Raw genomic sequence first — 17876 nt, 5'->3', positions numbered from 1 at the left:
CTAATTGCCAAACGGCGGCTCCACACCCGCTGCCATATGAAATTGACTGATGCCCTCGAACAGCAGGGGCAACGCCGCGCGTTCGGCCGCACTCAGCTCCGGGTGCCAGGCGTCCAGCACCAGGGCCGTGCACGGGCCAGGGCCGTGGTTCCATAATTCATGCGCAAAGCTGCCGTCGTACGCCACGCACGCCCCCATGCGCCAGGTTTCCTCATGACCGGCAACGCTGCGCACGCAACGGCCGTCCACTTGCAGAGGAATCTCCATGTTGACCCGGGCGTTGGTGATGCCACGGCTTGGCAAGATATGCGTACCGGGAGCAAGCGTGGCGAAATACACGTTGGGGCCGAGGTTCTCCACCTGCACGCGTTGCGGCAGCGATTCCACCGCCGCCAACGAGCGTGGCAAATGTTGCCGCGCGGCCGGCTCCCGGTCGCCATTACGATAAAGGAACCACGCGGTGAGCCGCGCGCCGGTGTCGCCGTCGAGCACGCCCTGTTCACGCAACAGCGCCAGGTCATGCGTGCCGAAATAGGGCTCACCCAACTGCTCGGCGGCAGCTGTATCCAGCTCGGCCAGCCAGGTGTCGCCGGCGGTCGCCAGCGCCACCATGCCTGGCATGTGCGCGGCATCCAGCATCGGTTCGGCGGACAGGCCCGGTATGTAGAAAAACGCGCAACTTTGCCGCGGATCGGGGTATTGCGCCGCTGCGTGCTTGAGGTAAATGGCAAGGCCCTGCTCCACGCGCGCAAGTGCTGCGGCTCCGTACTGCGCGCGCACCGGTTGCATGAGTTCCATGAAAATCTGCTGCTGGTTGCGCTGAATGTAATCGATGGCGTGCCGCACCACCGGCTGCAGCACCGGTGGCGTAGTGTTGCGGTTACGCCAGCTAAACGCCGCCTGCGCGGTAGCGATAGCGTGGTAGTACGCCGCCGTAGCGTCGTAGGTGCTGCCCAGCTGTTCCAGCGCGGCCGCCCGATGCAGCGGCGCCGAGAGCTCCTTCGGATCCATCGCGATCACTTGATCGAAGGTGTCGATGGCATCCTGCGCGTGGCCCAGTGCCAGCTGCAGGATGCCGAGGTTCTTGCGGAAATTGGCTTCCTCCGGGTCGATGTGCACGGCCTTTTCGAGGTGCTCGCGGGCGCTGTCAAACTCGCCCCGACCCAGCTCGCACATCGCAACGAAGTTCAGCGCTTCCGCGTTGTCCGGCTGCGTTTCGAGCGCCTTGCGGTACAGCGCTTCCGCCGCCTGCGCGCGGTGCACCATCACCTCGCCGCGCGCGCGCAAAATGGGATCGCTTTCGGCGCCACTCGTTGTTGTCATGCCGGCCTGCCCAATCGACTGCATGGGACAACTATGCGACGTTGTACAAATTCTTCCATGACCTGGCACAAGCCCCGCCATCGCAGTCGTGCCGAGCGGCTGGCTCTGCACGCCCGGCGGCCGTTCCAGCGCCGAAGCTGATTCAGGTCATGGCGCCGGTGCGCCCACCCGCTACCGTGCAGTGGCTTGTCATGCGCGAAGGTGCCCGTGTCGCTTCCGCTTCTCCTACCGAGCACGCCGCTCCCGAGCGGCTGGTCGATCGATCCGGTTACTGGCCACTGTGTGCGCATCAGCGATGGTGCCCAGTTCGGGCCGGCCACCAGCCGCGCTATCGCGTGGTCCACCCAGGACATTGCCATGCGGCTGCCCACGGCAACCGGTCTTGCCGTGGATGTCGCACGACTGCGCAACGCGCTCGGTTGCGTGGCCACCGCTACGGACGCGGCAGCGGCGGCCGACGACGATCCCGTCACGGACGAAGCCGTCCATGCCGTCGGGATGGAGCTTGTCGCGCACGGATCCGATACCTGGCAATGGCAACCGCCCCGCAGGATTACGGCCCGCTTCCATCAACGCCTTGGCTGTTTTCTCGATGCCATCGGCGTGGACCGCGCACATCATCCGGCCACCCAGGCACCGGCCGGTGAACTCTGGCTGCTTACCGGGCGTATCGGTCATCTGGCGATACGCAGCGAAAGCATCGTTCGCGGCACCGCGGACGTCACCGTCATGCTGCTGGCGCAAGGTTGCGCCAGCGCCGGTGACGCCATGCAGCGCGCCCGCACCTGGGCCATCGAGGCCGCCTGCCAGTACCTGGTCGAGTCGGCCGAAATCGCGCTGGCCCTCGTGCGCCAGGTGCCGTTCCACGAGCACGACTCCGGCTGTGCCGCAGTAACGCACGCCGTGCACCAACTCTTCGCGGGTTTGTCATCAGCAAGCGCAGAACGCCGGCCGGCCACCCCGCCCCGCCCCGGAACCACCCATGGCCATACCTGACTTGTCCGTCATCATCTCCGCGCCCGCCGAACACGACCCGACCCAACCCACGCCGGAGGAACTTGCCGCCATGCATCACTTGGCGGAAGTGGCACTCGGCAACTCGGGCCAGGCCAGCCGCTGCGCCAACTTTCTGCTCGCCTGGGCGGATGCCGACAGCTTTGGTGCCTACGACCCCACCGACATCTGGGCGTGCGACCCGACCGTGATTCGCGACACCGTGACGGTTTTTGGCCTGATTGCGCGCGTATCCGAATGCCCGGAATTGCTGGATCCCACGATCCGCGACGAGCTGGCCGCGATTGCCACCAAATGGCGTCGTTAGCCGGTTCGAATCGCGCGTTTGCAGCGCATACGCCACGTTGCGCACGAAAGAGCTTGATGGAGGTCAGGGCGTCGCCGGTGGCACTCGCTACCATCGAGCAACCAGCGCGAGCGTGCGATGGGCGGTGCCGATCGGGTGTGGCTGCGGTGTACGTCGAGTTCGTCATTCTCACACGCACGTTCCCGTGTCAGGACGAATGGGCCGCGCGGCGCCGCTCGCTGCCGGGTGATGAAACGCCGGATCCCGCACTCACGTGCGAAACGCTCAGCGGCCGCCGACTGCAGCCGCGTCGGCGGAGTTATTGCCGGGCTGACCGGACAGCTTCAGGAGGTTTTTGCCGTGCACAATCCACGCCCCCTTTCACCGCACCTCGGCATCTACCGCTGGCGCATCAACATGGTGCAGTCTTCCTTGCACCGCCTGACCGGGCTGTTTCTTTCCATCGGGGCCGCAGTATTGACGTGGGGCCTGATCGCCGCCGCCGCCGGCCACCATGCGTGGCAACTGTTTGCGGATTTTTCCGGCAGCTGGATCGGCCTCATGGTGTGGTTCGCGTGGATCTGGGCACTGCTGTTCCACCTTTGCAACGGCATCCAGCATTTGTTTCACAGCCTGACTTGGGATTACGGCCCGCAGCACACCCGTGACCGCACGCGCAACCCCTCGTACTGGGCCACCGGCTGGGTGGTAGTGGGCGTGAGCACGGCATTGACCGTACTGACTTGGGTGTTGTTGATCATCAAGTTGACGGGAGGTGCGGCATGAGCGAGTTTCCGGGCCAATCAGGCATGCGCGATCCGCTCAAGACAGCCCGCCACTGGGGGCCATCGCGCACCGGCGTTCAGCACTGGTGGGTGCAGCGCCTGACGGCGGTGGCGCTGATTCCGCTGACTCTCTGGTTTTTGTTTTTTGTCGCCGGCCTGCTACACGCCGACTATGACGCCGTGCTGGCGTCGATCGGGCAACCCGTTCACGCGTTCCTGCTGATCGTGCTGACCGTGTGCAGCTACTGGCACGGCATGCTGGGGCTGGACGTAATCATTGGCGACTACGTGCATGCGCGCGGGCAGGAAGTCACGTTGCAGATTGCCTTGCGCTTCGGTGCGTTGCTCGGTGCGTTGGCCACGATCCTGGCGGTACTCGCCGTCTGGTTCACGCGCCTGCATTGATTCCACTTTGATTTGAAAGGACAACGTTCAACATGCCTGCCGAAGCGTACAAGGTTGAAAAGCATCAATACGACGTGGTGATTGTCGGCGCGGGCGGCGCCGGCCTGCGCGTAGCGCTGGGCCTGGCTGCGGCCGGGCTGTCGGTAGCCTGCGTAACCAAGGTGTTTCCCACCCGTTCACATACGGTGGCTGCCCAGGGCGGCATTGCCGCGGCCCTCGGCAACATGGGCGAAGATGATTGGCGCTATCACTTCTACGACACCGTCAAGGGCGGCGATTGGCTGGGCGATCAGGACGCCATCGAGTACATGTGCCGCGAAGCGATTCCTGCCGTCATCGAGTTGGAACACTTTGGCGTGCCGTTCTCGCGCACCGAAGACGGGCACATTTACCAGCGCCCGTTTGGCGGTCACACGGTTCGCCACGGCGAAGCGCTGGCGCAACGCAGCTGCGCAGCGGCCGACCGTACCGGCCACGCCATTTTGCACACCCTGTACACGCAGGCGTTGAAGCACAAAGTCAAATTCTTTGTCGAATATTTTGTTACCGATCTGGTGACCGATCCGCGCACCGGCGACGTTGCCGGTGCGCTGGCCATCAACCTCACCGAAGGCAGCGTGCACTTTTTCCGCGGCCATGCGGTCATCCTGGCAACTGGCGGCTACGGACGCACGTACTTTTCCTCCACCTCGGCACATACCTGCACGGGCGATGGCGGCGGCATGGCGCTACGTGCCGGAGTGGCCCTGCAGGATCTGGAATTCGTGCAATTCCACCCTACCGGCATTTACGGTTCCGGCTGCCTGATTACCGAAGGCGTGCGTGGCGAAGGTGGTTATCTCACCAACGCCGACGGCGAGCGGTTCATGGAGCGCTACGCGCCGCACGTGAAGGATCTGGCTTCACGCGACGTCGTCAGCCGCGCCATCACGGTCGAAATCCGGGAAGGCCGCGGCGTGGGCGAACACAAGGATCACGTGCTGCTGAACCTGGCGCATCTGGGCAGCGACACGCTGCACGAACGTCTGCCGGGCATTTCCGAAACCGCGCGCATTTTCGCCGGCGTGGATGTGACCAAGGAGCCCATTCCGGTGCTACCGACCGCGCATTACTGCATGGGCGGCATACCCACCAACATGTACGGCCAGGTGGTGCAAAAAGTGGGTTCGGACAACGACCACATCATGCCGGGCCTGTTCGCCATCGGCGAAGCGGCGTGTGTATCGGTACACGGCGCCAACCGCCTGGGCACGAACTCGCTGCTCGATTTGATCGTGTTTGGCCGCGCTGCCGCGCAGCGCTGCGCCGAGCTCATCAAGCCGAACACGCCCTTTGCCGGATTGCCGACCGACGCGTTGGATCCGGCGCTGGCCCGGCTTGACAAGGTGCGTCACGCCAAAGGCGGTACGCCCACGGCACAGCTGCGCGAAAAAATGCAGCGCACCATGCAAAACGACGCGGCGGTCTTCCGCACGGCCGAAACGCTCCAGCAGGGTTGCGAGCGGATTGACGCGATCTACGCCCAGTTCGAGGACGTGCACGTGTCCGATCCGTCCCTGATCTGGAACTCCGACCTCATTGAAAGCTTCGAGCTCGACAACCTGCTGGTGCAAGCCGTAGGCACCATGCATTCAGCGGCGGCGCGGCCGGAAACCCGCGGCGCCCACGCGCGTGACGACTTTCCCGAGCGCGACGACGTCAACTGGATGAAGCACACCCTCGTCAAAGTCGATGACAAGGGCCGATGCACGCTCGACTACCGGCCGGTACACATGCAGCCGCTCGACGACGAGGTGGAAACCATCCCGCCGGCCAAACGCGTGTACTGACGGATGCACCGCGGCACCCGCCGCGGGCAGACAAACTGTTTCGTTCAAGGGAGAATTTCATGGCCCAGTTTCGATTGCCGCAGATGTCCCGGGTACAGAAGGGCAACTACTTTGCCGCCGAACCGGGCGCCAAGAAAGTCCGCAAGTTCAAGGTCTACCGCTGGGACCCGGAGGTCGGGGGCAATCCGCGCACCGACACCTACGAGGTCGACGTGAGCGACTGCGCGATGGTTTTGGACGTGCTGCTTAAAATCAAGAACACCATCGAACCCACGTTGACGCTGCGCCGTTCATGCCGCGAAGGCGTGTGCGGTTCGTGCTCGATGAACATCAACGGCGAGAACACGCTGGCATGCACCAAATCGCTGGACGATTTGCGCGAGGGCCAGGTGAATATCTACCCGCTGCCGCACATGCCGGTCATCCGCGATCTGGTGCCGGACTTCACCCACTTCTACGCGCAATACGCCTCCATTCAGCCCTGGCTCAAGACCGACAGCCCGGTGGGCTCACGCGAGCGCCTGCAGTCGCCCAAGGATCGCAAACAGCTGGATGGCCTCTACGAGTGCATTCTGTGCGCCTGCTGCACGGCCTCGTGCCCAAGCTACTGGTGGAACCCGGATCGTTTCCTCGGCCCGGCCGTCTTGCTGCAGGCCTACCGCTGGATTTCCGACTCGCGCGACGAGGCCACCGGTGACCGTCTGGACGAGCTCAACGACCCCTTCAAACTGTACCGCTGCCACGCCATCCTGAATGGCACCAACACTTGCCCGAAGGGCCTGAACCCAGCCAAGGCGATTGCCAAAATCAAACGCCTGATTGCCGAACGCACCATCTGAGGGCGCGGGGCGCGGGTCGGAAACCACGCCTGCCGGCACCGTACCGCCCCATGAACGCGCCCAGCACGGCAGCGCGACCGTGTGCCCCGTGGACGGCCATGGCGCGGGTCATCGGCAACATGATCGGAGTTGGCACTTCGTGCTGCCGCATCACTCGCACCGTATGGCCTGAACGCACTGTGGGCGTGGGCGGTGGTGCGCGTTGGCGCGCTGGCACTGGCCGGCACCTTTGCCGGGCTGGCGCATCCGTTGCCGCGCTCCGACGTCCGGTACGGCTATATGCGGCAAACCCCGGGCGAGATGCCAGCACCACTGGCGCTCTGCGCCTGCCGGGTATCGGTGTGGCTGTCCAACGCCACGAGCGGCTCACATGCCGTTGTAGATCGGCCCTTCGCCACCGTGCGGCGTCGTCCAGACGATGTTTTGCTTCGGGTCCTTGATATCGCACAATTTGCAGTGAACGCAGTTGGCGGCGTTGATCTGCAACCGCACCGCGCCGTCCGGTCCATGCACGAATTCGTACACGCCCGCCGGGCAGTAAAAGGCCTCCGGGCCGCCGTATTTTGCCAGGTTCACTTGCACCGGCACCGCAGGATCCTTCAACGTGAGGTGCGCCGGCTGGTTCTCGTCGTGGTGCGTATTGGACAAGAACACCGAGCTCGCGCGGTCGAACGTGAGCTTGCCGTCGGGTTTCGGATACTCGATCTTCACGCACTCCGAGAGCGGCCGCAGCCGGGCATGATCGGGCGTGTGGTGATGCAGGTTCCACGGGATGTGCCCGCGCAGCAGCCATTGCTCCACTCCGGTCATCACCGTGGCCACGCGCCGGCCGTAGTGGAACCACTGCTTGAAGTTGCGCGATTTGCGCAGCTCCCGATACAGCCACGAGGCACGCAACGCCTCGGGATAGCGCGTGAGTTCGTCATGGCTGCGTCCGGCCACCACCGCATCGAACACCGCGTCGGCCGCCAGCATGCCGGTTTTGATGGCCGCATGGCTGCCTTTGATGCGCGACGCGTTCAGCACACCGGCTTCACAGCCGATCAACGCGCCGCCCGGAAATACCATTTTTGGCAGCGACGCCAGGCCGCCAGCCGTCAGCGAGCGCGCACCGTAGGCAACCCGTTTGCCGCCATCGAATACCGTGCGGATGGCCGGGTGGGTCTTGTAGCGCTGCATCTCTTCGAAGGGCGACAGCGTGGGGTTGCGGTAGTCGGTGCCAATCACGAAACCGACGGCCACCAGATTGCGCTCCAGGTGATACAGGAACGAACCGCCATAGGTCTGCGCGTCGAGTGGCCAACCGGCCGTGTGCATGACCAGACCCGGATGCGCCTTTGCCGGATCGACCTCCCACAATTCCTTCACGCCAATGGCATAGCTCTGCGGATCGCAATCGGCATCAAGATGAAAGCGCTCGATCAACTGGCGGCCCAGATGCCCGCGCGAGCCCTCGGCAAAAACCGTGTAGCGCGCCACGAGCTGCGTGCCGGACTCGTAGGCATCGGTATGCGTGCCGCCCTTGGCTACGCCGGTTTCGCCGGTTTCCACGCCGCACACCGCGCCATGCTCGTCGTACAGCACCTTGGCGGCGGCAAACCCCGGAAAGACATCCACGCCCAGCGCTTCGGCCTGCACGCCCAGCCAGTGCACCACGTGCCCCAGCTGCACCACGTAGTTGCCCGCATTGCGGAAACAGGGCGGCAGCAGCCAATGCGGCGTTGCGCGTGTGCCGGTCTGGGTGAGAAACACGAAGCGATCTTGTGCCACCGGCAGCGTCAGCGGCGCTCCGCGCTCGGCCCAGTCGGGAATCAACTCGGTGAGCGCGCGCGGATCCATGATGCAACCGGAGAGGATCTGCGCGCCAATCTCCGGCGCCTTTTCCAGTACGCACACGTTGATATCGTGCTGGCGTTCACGGGCCAACTGCTTCAGGCGAATGGCTGCAGCCAGCCCGCCCGGGCCGCCGCCCACAACGATCACGTCATATTCCATCGCCGTGCTGTCGCTCATGCACCACCTCGTTCAAAGCCTCATTCCGGCGTGTCTGCTTGCGCGCCGAACCATTGTCCATGATCGGACCAACCGGCCAAGCACCGGGCCCCGTCACCGGCCAGTTCGATCTAATCCATCCGTATCGTGGGCCGTGCGCTGGCGTTCAAGCGGTCGATCAGCCATAGCAGCCAGCCGCGCAACACGCCATGCAATTGCATCTGATGGCGGCGATAGAGCAACACGTGGCTGAAGTGCGCCAGGCGACCGCGAAACGTGACACTCTTCATCAGACCGTAGTCCCCGAGCGAGCCGAACGCGTCGTAATCGGCCAGCGATACCAGCGCGCCGAAATCGTGATAGCGGAACGGTGGTACTGACCTGCCGTGGAGCACCGCATCGGGCAAGTAGCGAATCAGGTGCTGGGCCTGCTGGTGCGCCACCTGCGCGGTTGGCGGCAGTGGCCGTTCGGCCCCCGCGAGCCGCAAGCTGGAACAATCGCCCACGGCAAAAATATGCGGATCATTGGTGGTGCACAACGACGCCGTCACCACCAATTGATTGCCGCGCGTGGTCTCCAGCCCATCCAGCGCGGCCAGGAACTCCGGCGCTTTCACGCCGGCCGCCCAGACTTTGAGCGAGGCTGGAATGCGGTCCTTGGTATTGAGGATGAAGGCATCCTCCGTCACCGAGTTCACGGCCGTGTGCGTCAACACCCGAACGCCCAACGCTTCCAGTTGCCCTTGCACCGACGTCGAAATGTTTGTCGGAAACGCCGGCAGCAAACGTGGCCCGGCCTCCAGCAAGGTGACGGACAGGCACGTCGGCAACTCCTCACCGCCATAGGCCACCACCGCATCCTTCAAGCGAATCAACTCGGCCGCCAGCTCCACGCCGGTGGCGCCGCCTCCCACAATGCCGATGGACAAGTCCTTGCCCTGCGTAAGGCACTGGGCCACGCGCACACGAATTTCGCGGTTGAAGGCATTGGCCTGGCGGCGCGAGTCGATCACTCGGCAATACTCGGCCACGCCCGGCGTGCCAAAATCATTGACAAGGCTGCCGACCGCAATGATGAGCGTGTCGTAGCGAACGCGCCGCTCCGGAATCACCACGCGACCGTGACGATCGCGTAGCGGCAACAAGCGCAATTCCCGGGCCGTGCGATCCAGCTCGGCAAACTCGCCCATCTGAAAGGCAAAACCGGCCGCATGCGCCTGTGCCTGATACGGGGTCTGCTGCTGCGAAATATCGCTGGTACCGGCCGCAATGGTGTGCAACATCGGCTTCCACACGTGCGCGGTGTCGTGATCGACAAGCGTGACCGACGGCCCCTCGCCGTGCCGCTGCCGTTCGCCGCGGAAACGGCGTCCCAAGGCGGTGGCAATCTCAAGACCCGCCACACCGCCCCCCACTACCACTACCCGATGCAATTGCGGCCTGACGGCCATCGCGTTCCCCACCCGGTTCAACAACCGGTGCCACTGTATCCATAACCGTCCCGCGCGACGCTGCCCTGGATCAAGGTCGACGAGCGCTTGTGTGCATCGAGGCTCACGCGAGCCAATCACCTCAGCGACGGCGGACGCGTCAGGACTGCCCCGGCGGCGGCATGGCGCAACAGCATGCGTGACAGCCGCGGTGCCGCCGCTGCGGGCGAGCCACATCTGCATGGGCAAATGTGACGTCGCCAGCGCTACGCTGGCCTCTTTGGCTTGGTCGCGGCGATTCTCCCTACAGAAGATTCATCGGCACAATCGCCACGCGAGTGCGTAAGCATGGCCACGAGAAGAACATCCGGCAGCGAGTTCAAGCGTGGGGCGGTGCGGCTGTTGCAAAGCCGGGCCCGCTGAGGATCTTCGCCTGCAGGCTGCCATTTCCTGGACGTGCCGGCTGGCGGACAGGTCATGCCTTATAGCCGCGGCCATTTTGTGGTTTCCGGCACACGTGCACCGCATCCGCTGCAGCGAAACCGGCGACCCGCGCGAAACGCCTGCCGGCACCGCGTCCGACCGCAGGCGGCCGGCATCCGCGGCACCTAAACGTGATACAGATCACGACCTGCCCGGTCGGTAAATGGAAAAATGTGAACGGCTTCACTCTGTGCAGCCACTCTCTCGCCGTGAGGCGATCATCCCGGCCATCCCCCGGCATAGATGGATCCAAGCCCGCTCTGGCGGGCTTTTTCATGCTTGAAACTTCGGCCTGCCGGCCTCACCCAAGCCTGCACGACGCCCACCGGGGACGCCAGCATGGTCAAGGAAAGCCCGATGCAGTATCCGCTTCAGGCCTGGATCGAAGGCCACTACGCACGCGACTGCGGCGAACCGCGGGAAAAGTGCCCTTACGCGCATGGCTCCACGATGGCGCTCGCCTGGTACGGGGGGTGGTCCAACCGCGACCAGCTGGACGCCGCGAAAGACCCGGCAGCGGAGACCGGCGACTAGCCACGGCGCCTGCCGCACCCCGTGCCGCTCACCGCTCCCGTGCCCGACCGGCAAGCGCGGCCGGTGCAGCCGTGGCGCGCAGGCCGCCGCCCGCTGCATCCGATTTCCCGTTCCCGTCGTATGCCATGGGCATGAAGCACGCGAGGCGGCCGGATCGTCCGGCGGTCGTCGCAGGCGGGAAGTTGCGTATGATGGATTCCGACCAAGCCGCTGCCGAGGTAGCGCCCTTCCGGGCGAAACGAGACGTGGCCCCTCCCGCGAGCAACGCCGCCCCCGATGCGCACGACTGGTCGCTCCTGATGGCCGCCGTGTCGACCCAGCGTGACCGCGCCAGCTTCATGCGCATCTACGACCATTTCGCACCGCGCTTGCAGCGCTACCTGCGCAACCTCGGCGTGGCCGAGTCGACCGCCGACGAACTGGTGCAGGAGGCGCTGCTGACGTTGTGGCGCAAGGCCGCCCTGTTCGATCCGGCGCGCGCCAGCCTCGGCACCTGGCTGTACCGGGTGGCGCGCAACCTGTACATCGACCAGGTGCGGCGCGAACCGCACTGGCTGCCGATCCAGGAAGGCCTGGACCGGCTCGATCACCTCGAGTCCGCCCGGCTCGACTCGCAACCGGAGTCGTCCTTCGACCAGGACCTTCTGAAACAGGCGATCGATCGCCTGCCGCCCATGCAGGCCAAGCTGGTGCGCATGTGTTACCTCGAAAGCAAAAGCCACAGCGAGATCTCCGGTGAACTGGCCATGCCGCTGGGCTCGGTCAAATCCTCGCTGCGGCGCGCGTTCGCGAAACTGCAGGGCAGCATGAGGGCTCCGCGATGAAACCGCATCACCATCTCGACGACGCCACCCTGCTCAGCTACTCCGCCGGCGCGCTGCCGCCGGCGCTCGCCGTGGTCGCTTCCGCCCACCTGGAGCGCTGCGCGCAGTGCCGCGAAAGCCAGCACGCCGCCGACCGGATCGGTGGCGTGCTGATGCAGCAGCAACGCGTCGACGCGCCGACCGACGACGCGCGCGCGGCCATGCTGGCGCTGCTCGACCGCGAACCTGTGCCCGAACACCCGGCACAGCCGGCCGACATCGTCGAACGGGACGATCCGGATCGACTGCCGGGCGCGCTGCAGCCGTGGTTCGGCCACTCGCTGCGCGCGCTGCGCTGGAAACGCGTGGCGCCCGGCGTGCAGCGCATCCGCGCCAGCGGCATCGGCGGCGGAAACCTGATGCTGCTGCGCATCGCGCCGGGCAGCAAGCTGCCGCTGCACAGCCATGGTGGCAGCGAGTTGACGATGATCCTGGACGGCGCCTACGACGACATGCTCGGCCATTTCGGCCCCGGTGACGTGGCCGATCTCGACGGCCAGATCAACCATCAGCCGGTGACCTCGCCCGGCGTGCCGTGCATCTGCGTGGCGGCCACCGACGCACCGCTGGTGTTCTCCGGCTGGTTCGCCCGCACGCTGCAGCCATTGCTCGGTTTTTGAGCGTGGCCGTGCGGTTCTGCCGGAACGCATCGCGATGAGCACGGCGCTGGTGCTGTTCCGGCGCGACCTGCGCCTGGCCGACAACCCGGCGTGGAGTGCGGCCTGTGCGGAACACGCGCAGGTGCTGCCGGTTTTCATCCACAGCGGCGACGAAGGCCGGTGGTCGGCCGGTGCCGCCAGTCGCTGGTGGCTGCACCATTCACTGGCCGCCCTCGCCCGGCAGCTGCACGACGCAAGCGCCGGCCTGCACCTGCGTCGTGGCGAACCGCTGGATATTCTGCGGGCGCTGATCGCAAGCAGCGGCGCCCGTGCGGTGTACTGGAACCGGCTGTACGAACCGGCCGCGATCGCGCGCGACACGCGGATCAAGAGCGCGCTGCGGGCCGACGGCATCGCGGTGCACAGCCACAACGCCGCGCTGTGGTGCGAGCCGTGGGCGATCGCCACGCAGCAGGCTGCGCCGTACAAGGTGTTCACGCCGTACTGGCGCAACCTGCGCCCGCGGCTGCAGCCGGTCGAACCGCTGCCCGCGCCGCACGTGCCGGGCTGGCACGAGTTGCCCGACGGCCTGCCACTGGCCGCGCTCGAACTGCTGCCGCGGATCGCCTGGGCCGGCGGGCTGGCCGCCCGCTGGCAACCGGGCGAAGCCGGTGCGCGGGAGTTGCTGGAGATCTTCGGTGACGACGCCATCGGCGACTACGCGCACGCGCGCGACCTGCCCGCGCGCCACGGCACTTCGCGCCTGTCGCCGCACCTGCACTTCGGCGAAATCTCGCCGCGACAGATCCAATTCGAACTCGATCGTCGCGCCCATGCCACCGACGCCAAACGCCGCCCCGACCTCGAACCCTATCTGCGCGAACTGGGCTGGCGCGAATTCGCCCATCACCTGCTGTATCACTTTCCACACACGCCGACCGACAACTTCAATCCGCGCTTCGACGATTTCCCGTGGGCGCCCGCGGACCACGCACTGCTCGAACGCTGGCAGCGCGGCCGCACCGGCATCCCGCTGGTCGACGCCGGCATGCGCGAGCTGTGGCGCACCGGCTGGATGCACAACCGCGTGCGCATGATCGTGGCCAGCTTCCTGACCAAGAACCTGCGCCAGCACTGGCAGCACGGCGCGCGCTGGTTCTGGGACACCCTGGTCGACGCGGACCTCGCCAACAATACGCTGGGCTGGCAATGGGTGGCCGGCTGCGGCGCGGATGCCGCGCCGTACTTCCGCGTGTTCAATCCGGTGACGCAGGCGAAGAAGTTCGATCCGGATGGCATCTATCTGCGGCGCTGGTTGCCGGAGCTGGCGGAGGCGCCGTTGGCATTGCTGCATGAGCCGTGGAGGGATGCCGACCTGCTCAAGCGCAGCGGGTATCCGGCGCCGATGGTGGAGTTGGGGCAGTCACGCCAGCAAGCGCTGGATGCCTACGCCGCGCTCGCACGCTGAAACCCCGATGGCAGGGCCGAGGTAACTTTCAGAGCCTGCCGGGCAGGTGACATGTCGATCTGCCGCCGATGGAATGGCGGCGGGTTCGGCCCTTCTGCTGTTCGCCGCCGTGCTGGCGGGGATGCGACGGGACGAAGTGTTCCCGAGCACGGCGCGCGCGGCACCGACGATGCCCCGCCAGCTGCCGCCAAAGCGAACCTCTAGGCCATCGAAGGCAAGCCCACCGCAACTGTGCCGATCCGCCAAAGGCAACGGTGACTCAGCCGAGGATCTGCGGATTCAACTGCCACACCACGAAATTGAGCGCCGCGGCAAAGCTGACCCAGCCCAGGTACGGCAGCAGCAGCGCCCCAGCCAGGGGGCGCACGCGCCAGAAGCCGATCGCGGTGGCACCGATCAGCAGCCACAGCAGCACGATGTCGGCGAACGCCAAGGCGCCGCGGTGCCAGCCGAAGAACAGCCAGCTCCACAGCGCATTGATCGCCAGCTGGAGCACGAACAGTGCGAGCACGCCGCGCTGGCGGCGCCCGCCGCCTTCGCGCCAGACCAGCCAGGCGGCGATACCCATCAGCGCGTACAGCAACGACCACACCGGGCCGAACACCGCCGAGGGTGGCGCCCAGGTTGGTTGCGCCAGCTGCCGGTAGAAGGCGGCCGCCTGTATCGAGGCGATCGAGCCGATCGCGGCGGCGGAGAAGCTGAGCAGCAGCCAGCCGATCAGTCCGATGATCTGTTTCATGCCTGACATGATGTCTCCCGGTGATGTGGTCGGATACGCAAGCGGTGGCCTGCCGGATCCGTTTCTTCGCACGCGCCGGGGAGAGGCCACGTGAAGCCCGGCAATCTTGCCGGCGCATGCATCCGCCGCGGGGGTTCCTGCGTATCTGTCATTGAACCGCTGACAGGTATGTTTCCATGGTCAACCCCGATCCACTCGTGATTGCACCGCCTGACCGGGTCGATGCCTCGACTGTTGGCGGGGCCGGTCGCACCCGCCTCCGGTGGTCCTGGCCGGTGCGCACCGCAAGGCGCTGGTTCGATACCAGCGCGGTGGTGGAAGTGGACGAGGCGCGCGAGGATCGCATCGACTGGCTGCGCGCAGCGCCGTTCGTGGCGATGCACCTGGCTTGCCTCGGCGTGATCTGGGTCGGCGTGGCGCCGGTGGCGCTGGCCGTGGCGGTGGCGCTGTACGCGCTGCGCATGTTCGCGCTCACCGGCTTCTATCACCGCTACTTCTCGCATCGCACGTTCCAGACCTCGCGCGCGGTGCAGTTCGTATTCGCCACCATCGGCGCCTCCTGCGTGCAGCGCGGGCCGCTGTGGTGGGCGGCGCATCATCGCCATCATCATCGCGTCACCGACACGCCGGCCGATCCGCATTCGCCGGGCGTGCACGGCTTCCTGTGGAGCCACGTCGGCTGGTTCCTCACCCCGCGCAATTTCCGCACCGACCTGGCGCGGGTGCCGGATCTGGCGAAGTATCCCGAGCTGCGCTGGCTGGACCGCTTCGACATCGCGATCCCGTTGCTGCTCGCCATCGGCATGTATGCGCTGGGCGCGCTGCTGCAGCATGTGGCGCCGCAGCTGGGTACCTCCGGCGGACAGATGCTGGTGTGGGGCTTCTTCGTCTCCACCATCGTGCTGTTCCACGCCACCGTGACGATCAACTCGCTGGCGCATCGCTACGGCAGGCGCCGTTTCGAGACGAAGGACGACAGCCGCAACAACCTGTGGCTGGCCCTGCTCACGTTCGGCGAGGGCTGGCACAACAACCATCACTTCTTCCCCGGCTCCAGCCGGCAGGGTTTCCGCTGGTGGGAAGTGGACCTGACCTGGTACGGCCTGAAACTGATGGCGATGCTGGGCCTGGTGCGTGGACTGAAGCCGGTACCCGCCTGGGTGCTGGCCAGGGCGAGGAGCTAGGCCATGCGCATCGCCGTGGTGGGATCGGGCATCGCGGGGCTGGCCTCCGCGTGGCTGCTGTCGCGCAAGCATGAGGTGACCCTGTTCGAGGCGAACGACTATCTCGGCGGGCACACGCATACGCATGAGGTGCAACAGGCCGGCCAGCGCTACCGCATCGACAGCGGCTTCATCGTGCACAACCCGGCGCACTACCCGCTGCTGACGCAGATGTTCGCGCAGCTGGGCGTGGCCTCGCAGCCGACCACGATGAGCTTCTCGGTGCACAGCGAGGCGAGCGGGCTGGAGTACAACGCGGCCACGCTGGACACGCTGTTCTGCCAGCGCCGCAACCTGCTGTCGCCGCGCTTCCTGGGCATGGTGCGCGACTTGGCCCGCTTCTATCGCGAGGCGCCGACGCTGCTGTCGCAGCGTGATGACACGACCACGCTGGGGGCCTATCTGGAGCAGCACCGCTACGGCGCGGCGTTCCGCGACGAACACCTGATCCCGATGGCCTCGGCGCTGTGGTCGTCGCCGCCCACGCAGATCCTGCAGTTCCCGGCGCGCTACCTGGTGCAGTTCATGGCCAACCACCAGATGCTGCAGCTCGGCGACCGTCCGCAGTGGCGCGTGGTGAAGGGCGGCTCGTCGACCTACGTGGCGGCGCTGCGCGCGCACTGGCCGGTGCGCGAGCGGCTGAACTGCCCGGTATTCTCGATTCGCCGCCACTACGACCGGGTCGAAGTGGACAGCGTCGCCGGCATCGGGCATTTCGACCAGGTCGTGCTGGCCTGCCACAGCGACCAGGCATTGCGTCTGCTGGACGACCCCAGCGAGCGCGAGCGGTCGATCCTCGGCGCGATGACCTACCAGGCCAACGACACCGTGCTGCACACCGACGCCCGCGTGCTGCCGCGCCGGCGCAAGGCGTGGGCGGCGTGGAACGCCTGGCTGCCGCGCGATCCCGAAGCCCCCTGCACGGTCAGCTACTGCATGAACCTGCTGCAAGGCATCGACTCACCCGAACCGTTCGTGGTCACGCTCAATCGTGCCGACGCGATCGACCCGGACAAGCTGCTGGCGCGCATGCGCTACCAGCATCCGGTCTACACCCAGGCCGCGGTCAACGCGCAGGCGCGCAAGGCCGAGATCCAGGGCTGGCGCCGCACCTGGTTTGCCGGCGCGTACTGGGGCTGGGGCTTCCACGAGGACGGCATGCGTAGCGCGGTCGAAGTTGCCGCCGCGCTTGGCGCGCACTGGCCGCCGCACGCCGAACCGATGCCGGCAACGACGGCGCGCGAAACGGAGCTGGTGGCGTGACGGCGCAAACCGCCAGCACGAGGTGGCAGCCGTGCAGCGCGGTGTATGAAGGCGTGGTGCGCCATCGCCGCCACGCGCCGCACCCGCACGCGTTCACCTATCGCATGGCCCAGCTGTATCTGGATCTGGACGAGGTCGAACAGGTGTTCACCCGGCGCTGGCTATGGTCGACCACGCACGGCAACGTGGCGCAGTTCCGCCGCAGCGACTATCTCGGCCCCGCCGACGTGCCGCTGGCCGAAGCGGTGCGCCGCCGCGTGGAGCAGGCCACCGGCCAGCGCCCGGTCGGACCGGTGCGCCTGCTCACCCACCTGCGCTACTTCGGCTTGGTGTTCAACCCGGTCAGCTTCTACTACTGCTACGCCCCGGACGGCGAAACCCTGGTGGCGGTGCTGGCCGAGATCACCAACACGCCATGGAAGGAACGCCACGCCTACGTGCTGCCGATCGAGCACGCGCGCATCCACGGCCGCGCGCTGCACTGGGCATTCGCCAAGACCTTCCATGTGTCGCCGTTCATGCCGATGGACTGCGCCTACGACTGGCGCTTCACCGTGCCCGGCGACGACCTGCGCGTGCACATGAACGTGCTGCGCGAAGGCGCACTCACGTTCGACGCCACGCTGAACCTCACGCGCCGGCCGCTCGGCGGCGCGTCGCTGGCGCGCGTGCTGTGGCGTTACCCGCTGATGACCGCGCAGGTGGTCGGCGCCATCCACTGGCAGGCGCTGCGGCTGTGGCTGAAGCGCAATCCGGTGCACGACCACCCTTCGCTGCATTCCCGTGATTCTGTGTGAAGAC

At 66.2% G+C, this 17876-nt stretch carries 17 protein-coding genes; 13 read left to right on the top strand and 4 right to left on the bottom strand.

Translation table 11 applies throughout. The features are described from left to right. On the bottom strand, nucleotides 1-1347 hold the full coding sequence (locus R2APBS1_RS01035) for an aspartyl/asparaginyl beta-hydroxylase domain-containing protein (protein WP_015446515.1): 1347 nt from the start codon (nucleotides 1345-1347) through the stop codon (nucleotides 1-3). Between the two features lie 183 nt (nucleotides 1348-1530). On the opposite strand from R2APBS1_RS01035, the gene R2APBS1_RS01030 reads away from it, so the two are divergent. The 6 genes from R2APBS1_RS01030 to R2APBS1_RS01005 all read left to right on the top strand — a co-directional run bounded on the left by R2APBS1_RS01030 (nucleotide 1531) and on the right by R2APBS1_RS01005 (nucleotide 6481). Further along, the gene (locus R2APBS1_RS01030) at nucleotides 1531-2319 is read left to right on the top strand and encodes a hypothetical protein (RefSeq protein WP_231381815.1); all 789 of its coding nucleotides are present in this window, start codon (nucleotides 1531-1533) and stop codon (nucleotides 2317-2319) included. Continuing rightward, complete coding sequence (locus tag R2APBS1_RS01025; protein WP_015446513.1) at nucleotides 2306-2644, top strand: DUF7673 family protein; 339 nt, start codon at nucleotides 2306-2308, stop codon at nucleotides 2642-2644. The genes R2APBS1_RS01030 and R2APBS1_RS01025 overlap by 14 nt, the downstream gene beginning before the upstream one ends. A 228-nt stretch (nucleotides 2645-2872) precedes the next feature. Beyond that, entirely contained in the window at nucleotides 2873-3409 is a 537-nt protein-coding gene (gene sdhC / locus R2APBS1_RS01020; protein WP_231381816.1) for a succinate dehydrogenase, cytochrome b556 subunit, read from the top strand. Next, nucleotides 3406-3813 carry a succinate dehydrogenase, hydrophobic membrane anchor protein gene (gene sdhD, locus R2APBS1_RS01015; protein WP_007508846.1) on the top strand — a complete coding sequence of 136 codons (408 nt, stop codon included), beginning with the start codon at nucleotides 3406-3408 and terminating at the stop codon, nucleotides 3811-3813. The genes sdhC and sdhD overlap by 4 nt, the downstream gene beginning before the upstream one ends. 32 nt (nucleotides 3814-3845) lie before the next feature. Further along, entirely contained in the window at nucleotides 3846-5642 is a 1797-nt protein-coding gene (sdhA, locus tag R2APBS1_RS01010) for a succinate dehydrogenase flavoprotein subunit (RefSeq protein ID WP_015446511.1), read from the top strand. A 59-nt stretch (nucleotides 5643-5701) separates the two neighbouring features. Next, complete coding sequence (locus R2APBS1_RS01005; RefSeq protein WP_015446510.1) at nucleotides 5702-6481, top strand: succinate dehydrogenase iron-sulfur subunit; 780 nt, start codon at nucleotides 5702-5704, stop codon at nucleotides 6479-6481. 366 nt (nucleotides 6482-6847) lie between these two features. On the opposite strand, the gene R2APBS1_RS01000 is transcribed toward R2APBS1_RS01005, so the two are convergent. Beyond that, nucleotides 6848-8494, bottom strand: a complete 1647-nt coding sequence (locus R2APBS1_RS01000; RefSeq protein ID WP_015446509.1) for an electron transfer flavoprotein-ubiquinone oxidoreductase — start codon at nucleotides 8492-8494, stop codon at nucleotides 6848-6850. A 110-nt stretch (nucleotides 8495-8604) separates the two neighbouring features. Next, nucleotides 8605-9924 carry an NAD(P)/FAD-dependent oxidoreductase gene (locus R2APBS1_RS00995; protein WP_015446508.1) on the bottom strand — a complete coding sequence of 440 codons (1320 nt, stop codon included), beginning with the start codon at nucleotides 9922-9924 and terminating at the stop codon, nucleotides 8605-8607. Nucleotides 9925-10743: 819 nt separating this feature from the next. On the opposite strand from R2APBS1_RS00995, the gene R2APBS1_RS00990 reads away from it, so the two are divergent. The 4 genes from R2APBS1_RS00990 to R2APBS1_RS00975 all read left to right on the top strand — a co-directional run bounded on the left by R2APBS1_RS00990 (nucleotide 10744) and on the right by R2APBS1_RS00975 (nucleotide 13850). Continuing rightward, on the top strand, nucleotides 10744-10920 hold the full coding sequence (locus tag R2APBS1_RS00990) for a hypothetical protein (RefSeq protein ID WP_231381817.1): 177 nt from the start codon (nucleotides 10744-10746) through the stop codon (nucleotides 10918-10920). Nucleotides 10921-11165: 245 nt separating this feature from the next. Continuing rightward, nucleotides 11166-11744 (top strand): sigma-70 family RNA polymerase sigma factor, encoded by a 579-nt coding sequence (locus R2APBS1_RS00985; RefSeq protein WP_236126984.1) that lies wholly within the window; start codon nucleotides 11166-11168, stop codon nucleotides 11742-11744. Further along, on the top strand, nucleotides 11741-12403 hold the full coding sequence (locus R2APBS1_RS00980; RefSeq protein ID WP_015446505.1) for a ChrR family anti-sigma-E factor: 663 nt from the start codon (nucleotides 11741-11743) through the stop codon (nucleotides 12401-12403). The genes R2APBS1_RS00985 and R2APBS1_RS00980 overlap by 4 nt, the downstream gene beginning before the upstream one ends. A 34-nt stretch (nucleotides 12404-12437) precedes the next feature. Then, entirely contained in the window at nucleotides 12438-13850 is a 1413-nt protein-coding gene (locus R2APBS1_RS00975; RefSeq protein ID WP_015446504.1) for a cryptochrome/photolyase family protein, read from the top strand. A gap of 259 nt (nucleotides 13851-14109) precedes the next feature. Here R2APBS1_RS00975 and R2APBS1_RS00970 read toward each other — a convergent pair whose 3' ends face one another. Next, the gene (locus R2APBS1_RS00970; protein ID WP_015446503.1) at nucleotides 14110-14598 is read right to left on the bottom strand and encodes a TspO/MBR family protein; all 489 of its coding nucleotides are present in this window, start codon (nucleotides 14596-14598) and stop codon (nucleotides 14110-14112) included. 167 nt (nucleotides 14599-14765) lie between these two features. Here R2APBS1_RS00970 and R2APBS1_RS00965 point away from each other — a divergent pair, with 167 nt between their 5' ends. Genes R2APBS1_RS00965 through R2APBS1_RS00955 form a run of 3 tightly spaced genes read left to right on the top strand, consistent with a single transcriptional unit; the run spans nucleotide 14766 to nucleotide 17872 of the window. Next, complete coding sequence (locus R2APBS1_RS00965; RefSeq protein WP_015446502.1) at nucleotides 14766-15773, top strand: acyl-CoA desaturase; 1008 nt, start codon at nucleotides 14766-14768, stop codon at nucleotides 15771-15773. A gap of 3 nt (nucleotides 15774-15776) precedes the next feature. Next, nucleotides 15777-17075 carry an NAD(P)/FAD-dependent oxidoreductase gene (locus R2APBS1_RS00960; RefSeq protein WP_015446501.1) on the top strand — a complete coding sequence of 433 codons (1299 nt, stop codon included), beginning with the start codon at nucleotides 15777-15779 and terminating at the stop codon, nucleotides 17073-17075. Then, the gene (locus R2APBS1_RS00955) at nucleotides 17072-17872 is read left to right on the top strand and encodes a DUF1365 domain-containing protein (RefSeq protein ID WP_015446500.1); all 801 of its coding nucleotides are present in this window, start codon (nucleotides 17072-17074) and stop codon (nucleotides 17870-17872) included. Before R2APBS1_RS00960 ends, R2APBS1_RS00955 begins: the two co-directional genes overlap by 4 nt. Nucleotides 17873-17876 lie beyond the last annotated feature (4 nt).

Source organism: Rhodanobacter denitrificans (assembly GCF_000230695.2).
Lineage (GTDB): Bacteria > Pseudomonadota > Gammaproteobacteria > Xanthomonadales > Rhodanobacteraceae > Rhodanobacter > Rhodanobacter denitrificans.
The sequence above is the reverse complement of the archived record's forward strand: the minus strand, read 5'-3'. Positions and strand labels throughout refer to the sequence as shown.

What these genes read in the sequence shown, in the direction of transcription:
- sdhD (WP_007508846.1), top strand. Translation starts at nt 3,406, where the DNA reads ATGAGCGAGTTTCCGGGCCAATCAGGCATGCGCGATCCGCTCAAGACA.
- R2APBS1_RS01025 (WP_015446513.1), top strand. Translation starts at nt 2,306, where the DNA reads ATGGCCATACCTGACTTGTCCGTCATCATCTCCGCGCCCGCCGAACAC.
- R2APBS1_RS01000 (WP_015446509.1), bottom strand. Translation starts at nt 8,494, where the DNA reads ATGAGCGACAGCACGGCGATGGAATATGACGTGATCGTTGTGGGCGGC.
- R2APBS1_RS00990 (WP_231381817.1), top strand. Translation starts at nt 10,744, where the DNA reads ATGCAGTATCCGCTTCAGGCCTGGATCGAAGGCCACTACGCACGCGAC.
- sdhA (WP_015446511.1), top strand. Translation starts at nt 3,846, where the DNA reads ATGCCTGCCGAAGCGTACAAGGTTGAAAAGCATCAATACGACGTGGTG.
- R2APBS1_RS00975 (WP_015446504.1), top strand. Translation starts at nt 12,438, where the DNA reads ATGAGCACGGCGCTGGTGCTGTTCCGGCGCGACCTGCGCCTGGCCGAC.
- R2APBS1_RS00995 (WP_015446508.1), bottom strand. Translation starts at nt 9,924, where the DNA reads ATGGCCGTCAGGCCGCAATTGCATCGGGTAGTGGTAGTGGGGGGCGGT.
- R2APBS1_RS01005 (WP_015446510.1), top strand. Translation starts at nt 5,702, where the DNA reads ATGGCCCAGTTTCGATTGCCGCAGATGTCCCGGGTACAGAAGGGCAAC.
- R2APBS1_RS00970 (WP_015446503.1), bottom strand. Translation starts at nt 14,598, where the DNA reads ATGTCAGGCATGAAACAGATCATCGGACTGATCGGCTGGCTGCTGCTC.
- R2APBS1_RS00960 (WP_015446501.1), top strand. Translation starts at nt 15,777, where the DNA reads ATGCGCATCGCCGTGGTGGGATCGGGCATCGCGGGGCTGGCCTCCGCG.
- R2APBS1_RS01035 (WP_015446515.1), bottom strand. Translation starts at nt 1,347, where the DNA reads ATGCAGTCGATTGGGCAGGCCGGCATGACAACAACGAGTGGCGCCGAA.
- R2APBS1_RS00980 (WP_015446505.1), top strand. Translation starts at nt 11,741, where the DNA reads ATGAAACCGCATCACCATCTCGACGACGCCACCCTGCTCAGCTACTCC.
- sdhC (WP_231381816.1), top strand. Translation starts at nt 2,873, where the DNA reads ATGAAACGCCGGATCCCGCACTCACGTGCGAAACGCTCAGCGGCCGCC.
- R2APBS1_RS00965 (WP_015446502.1), top strand. Translation starts at nt 14,766, where the DNA reads ATGGTCAACCCCGATCCACTCGTGATTGCACCGCCTGACCGGGTCGAT.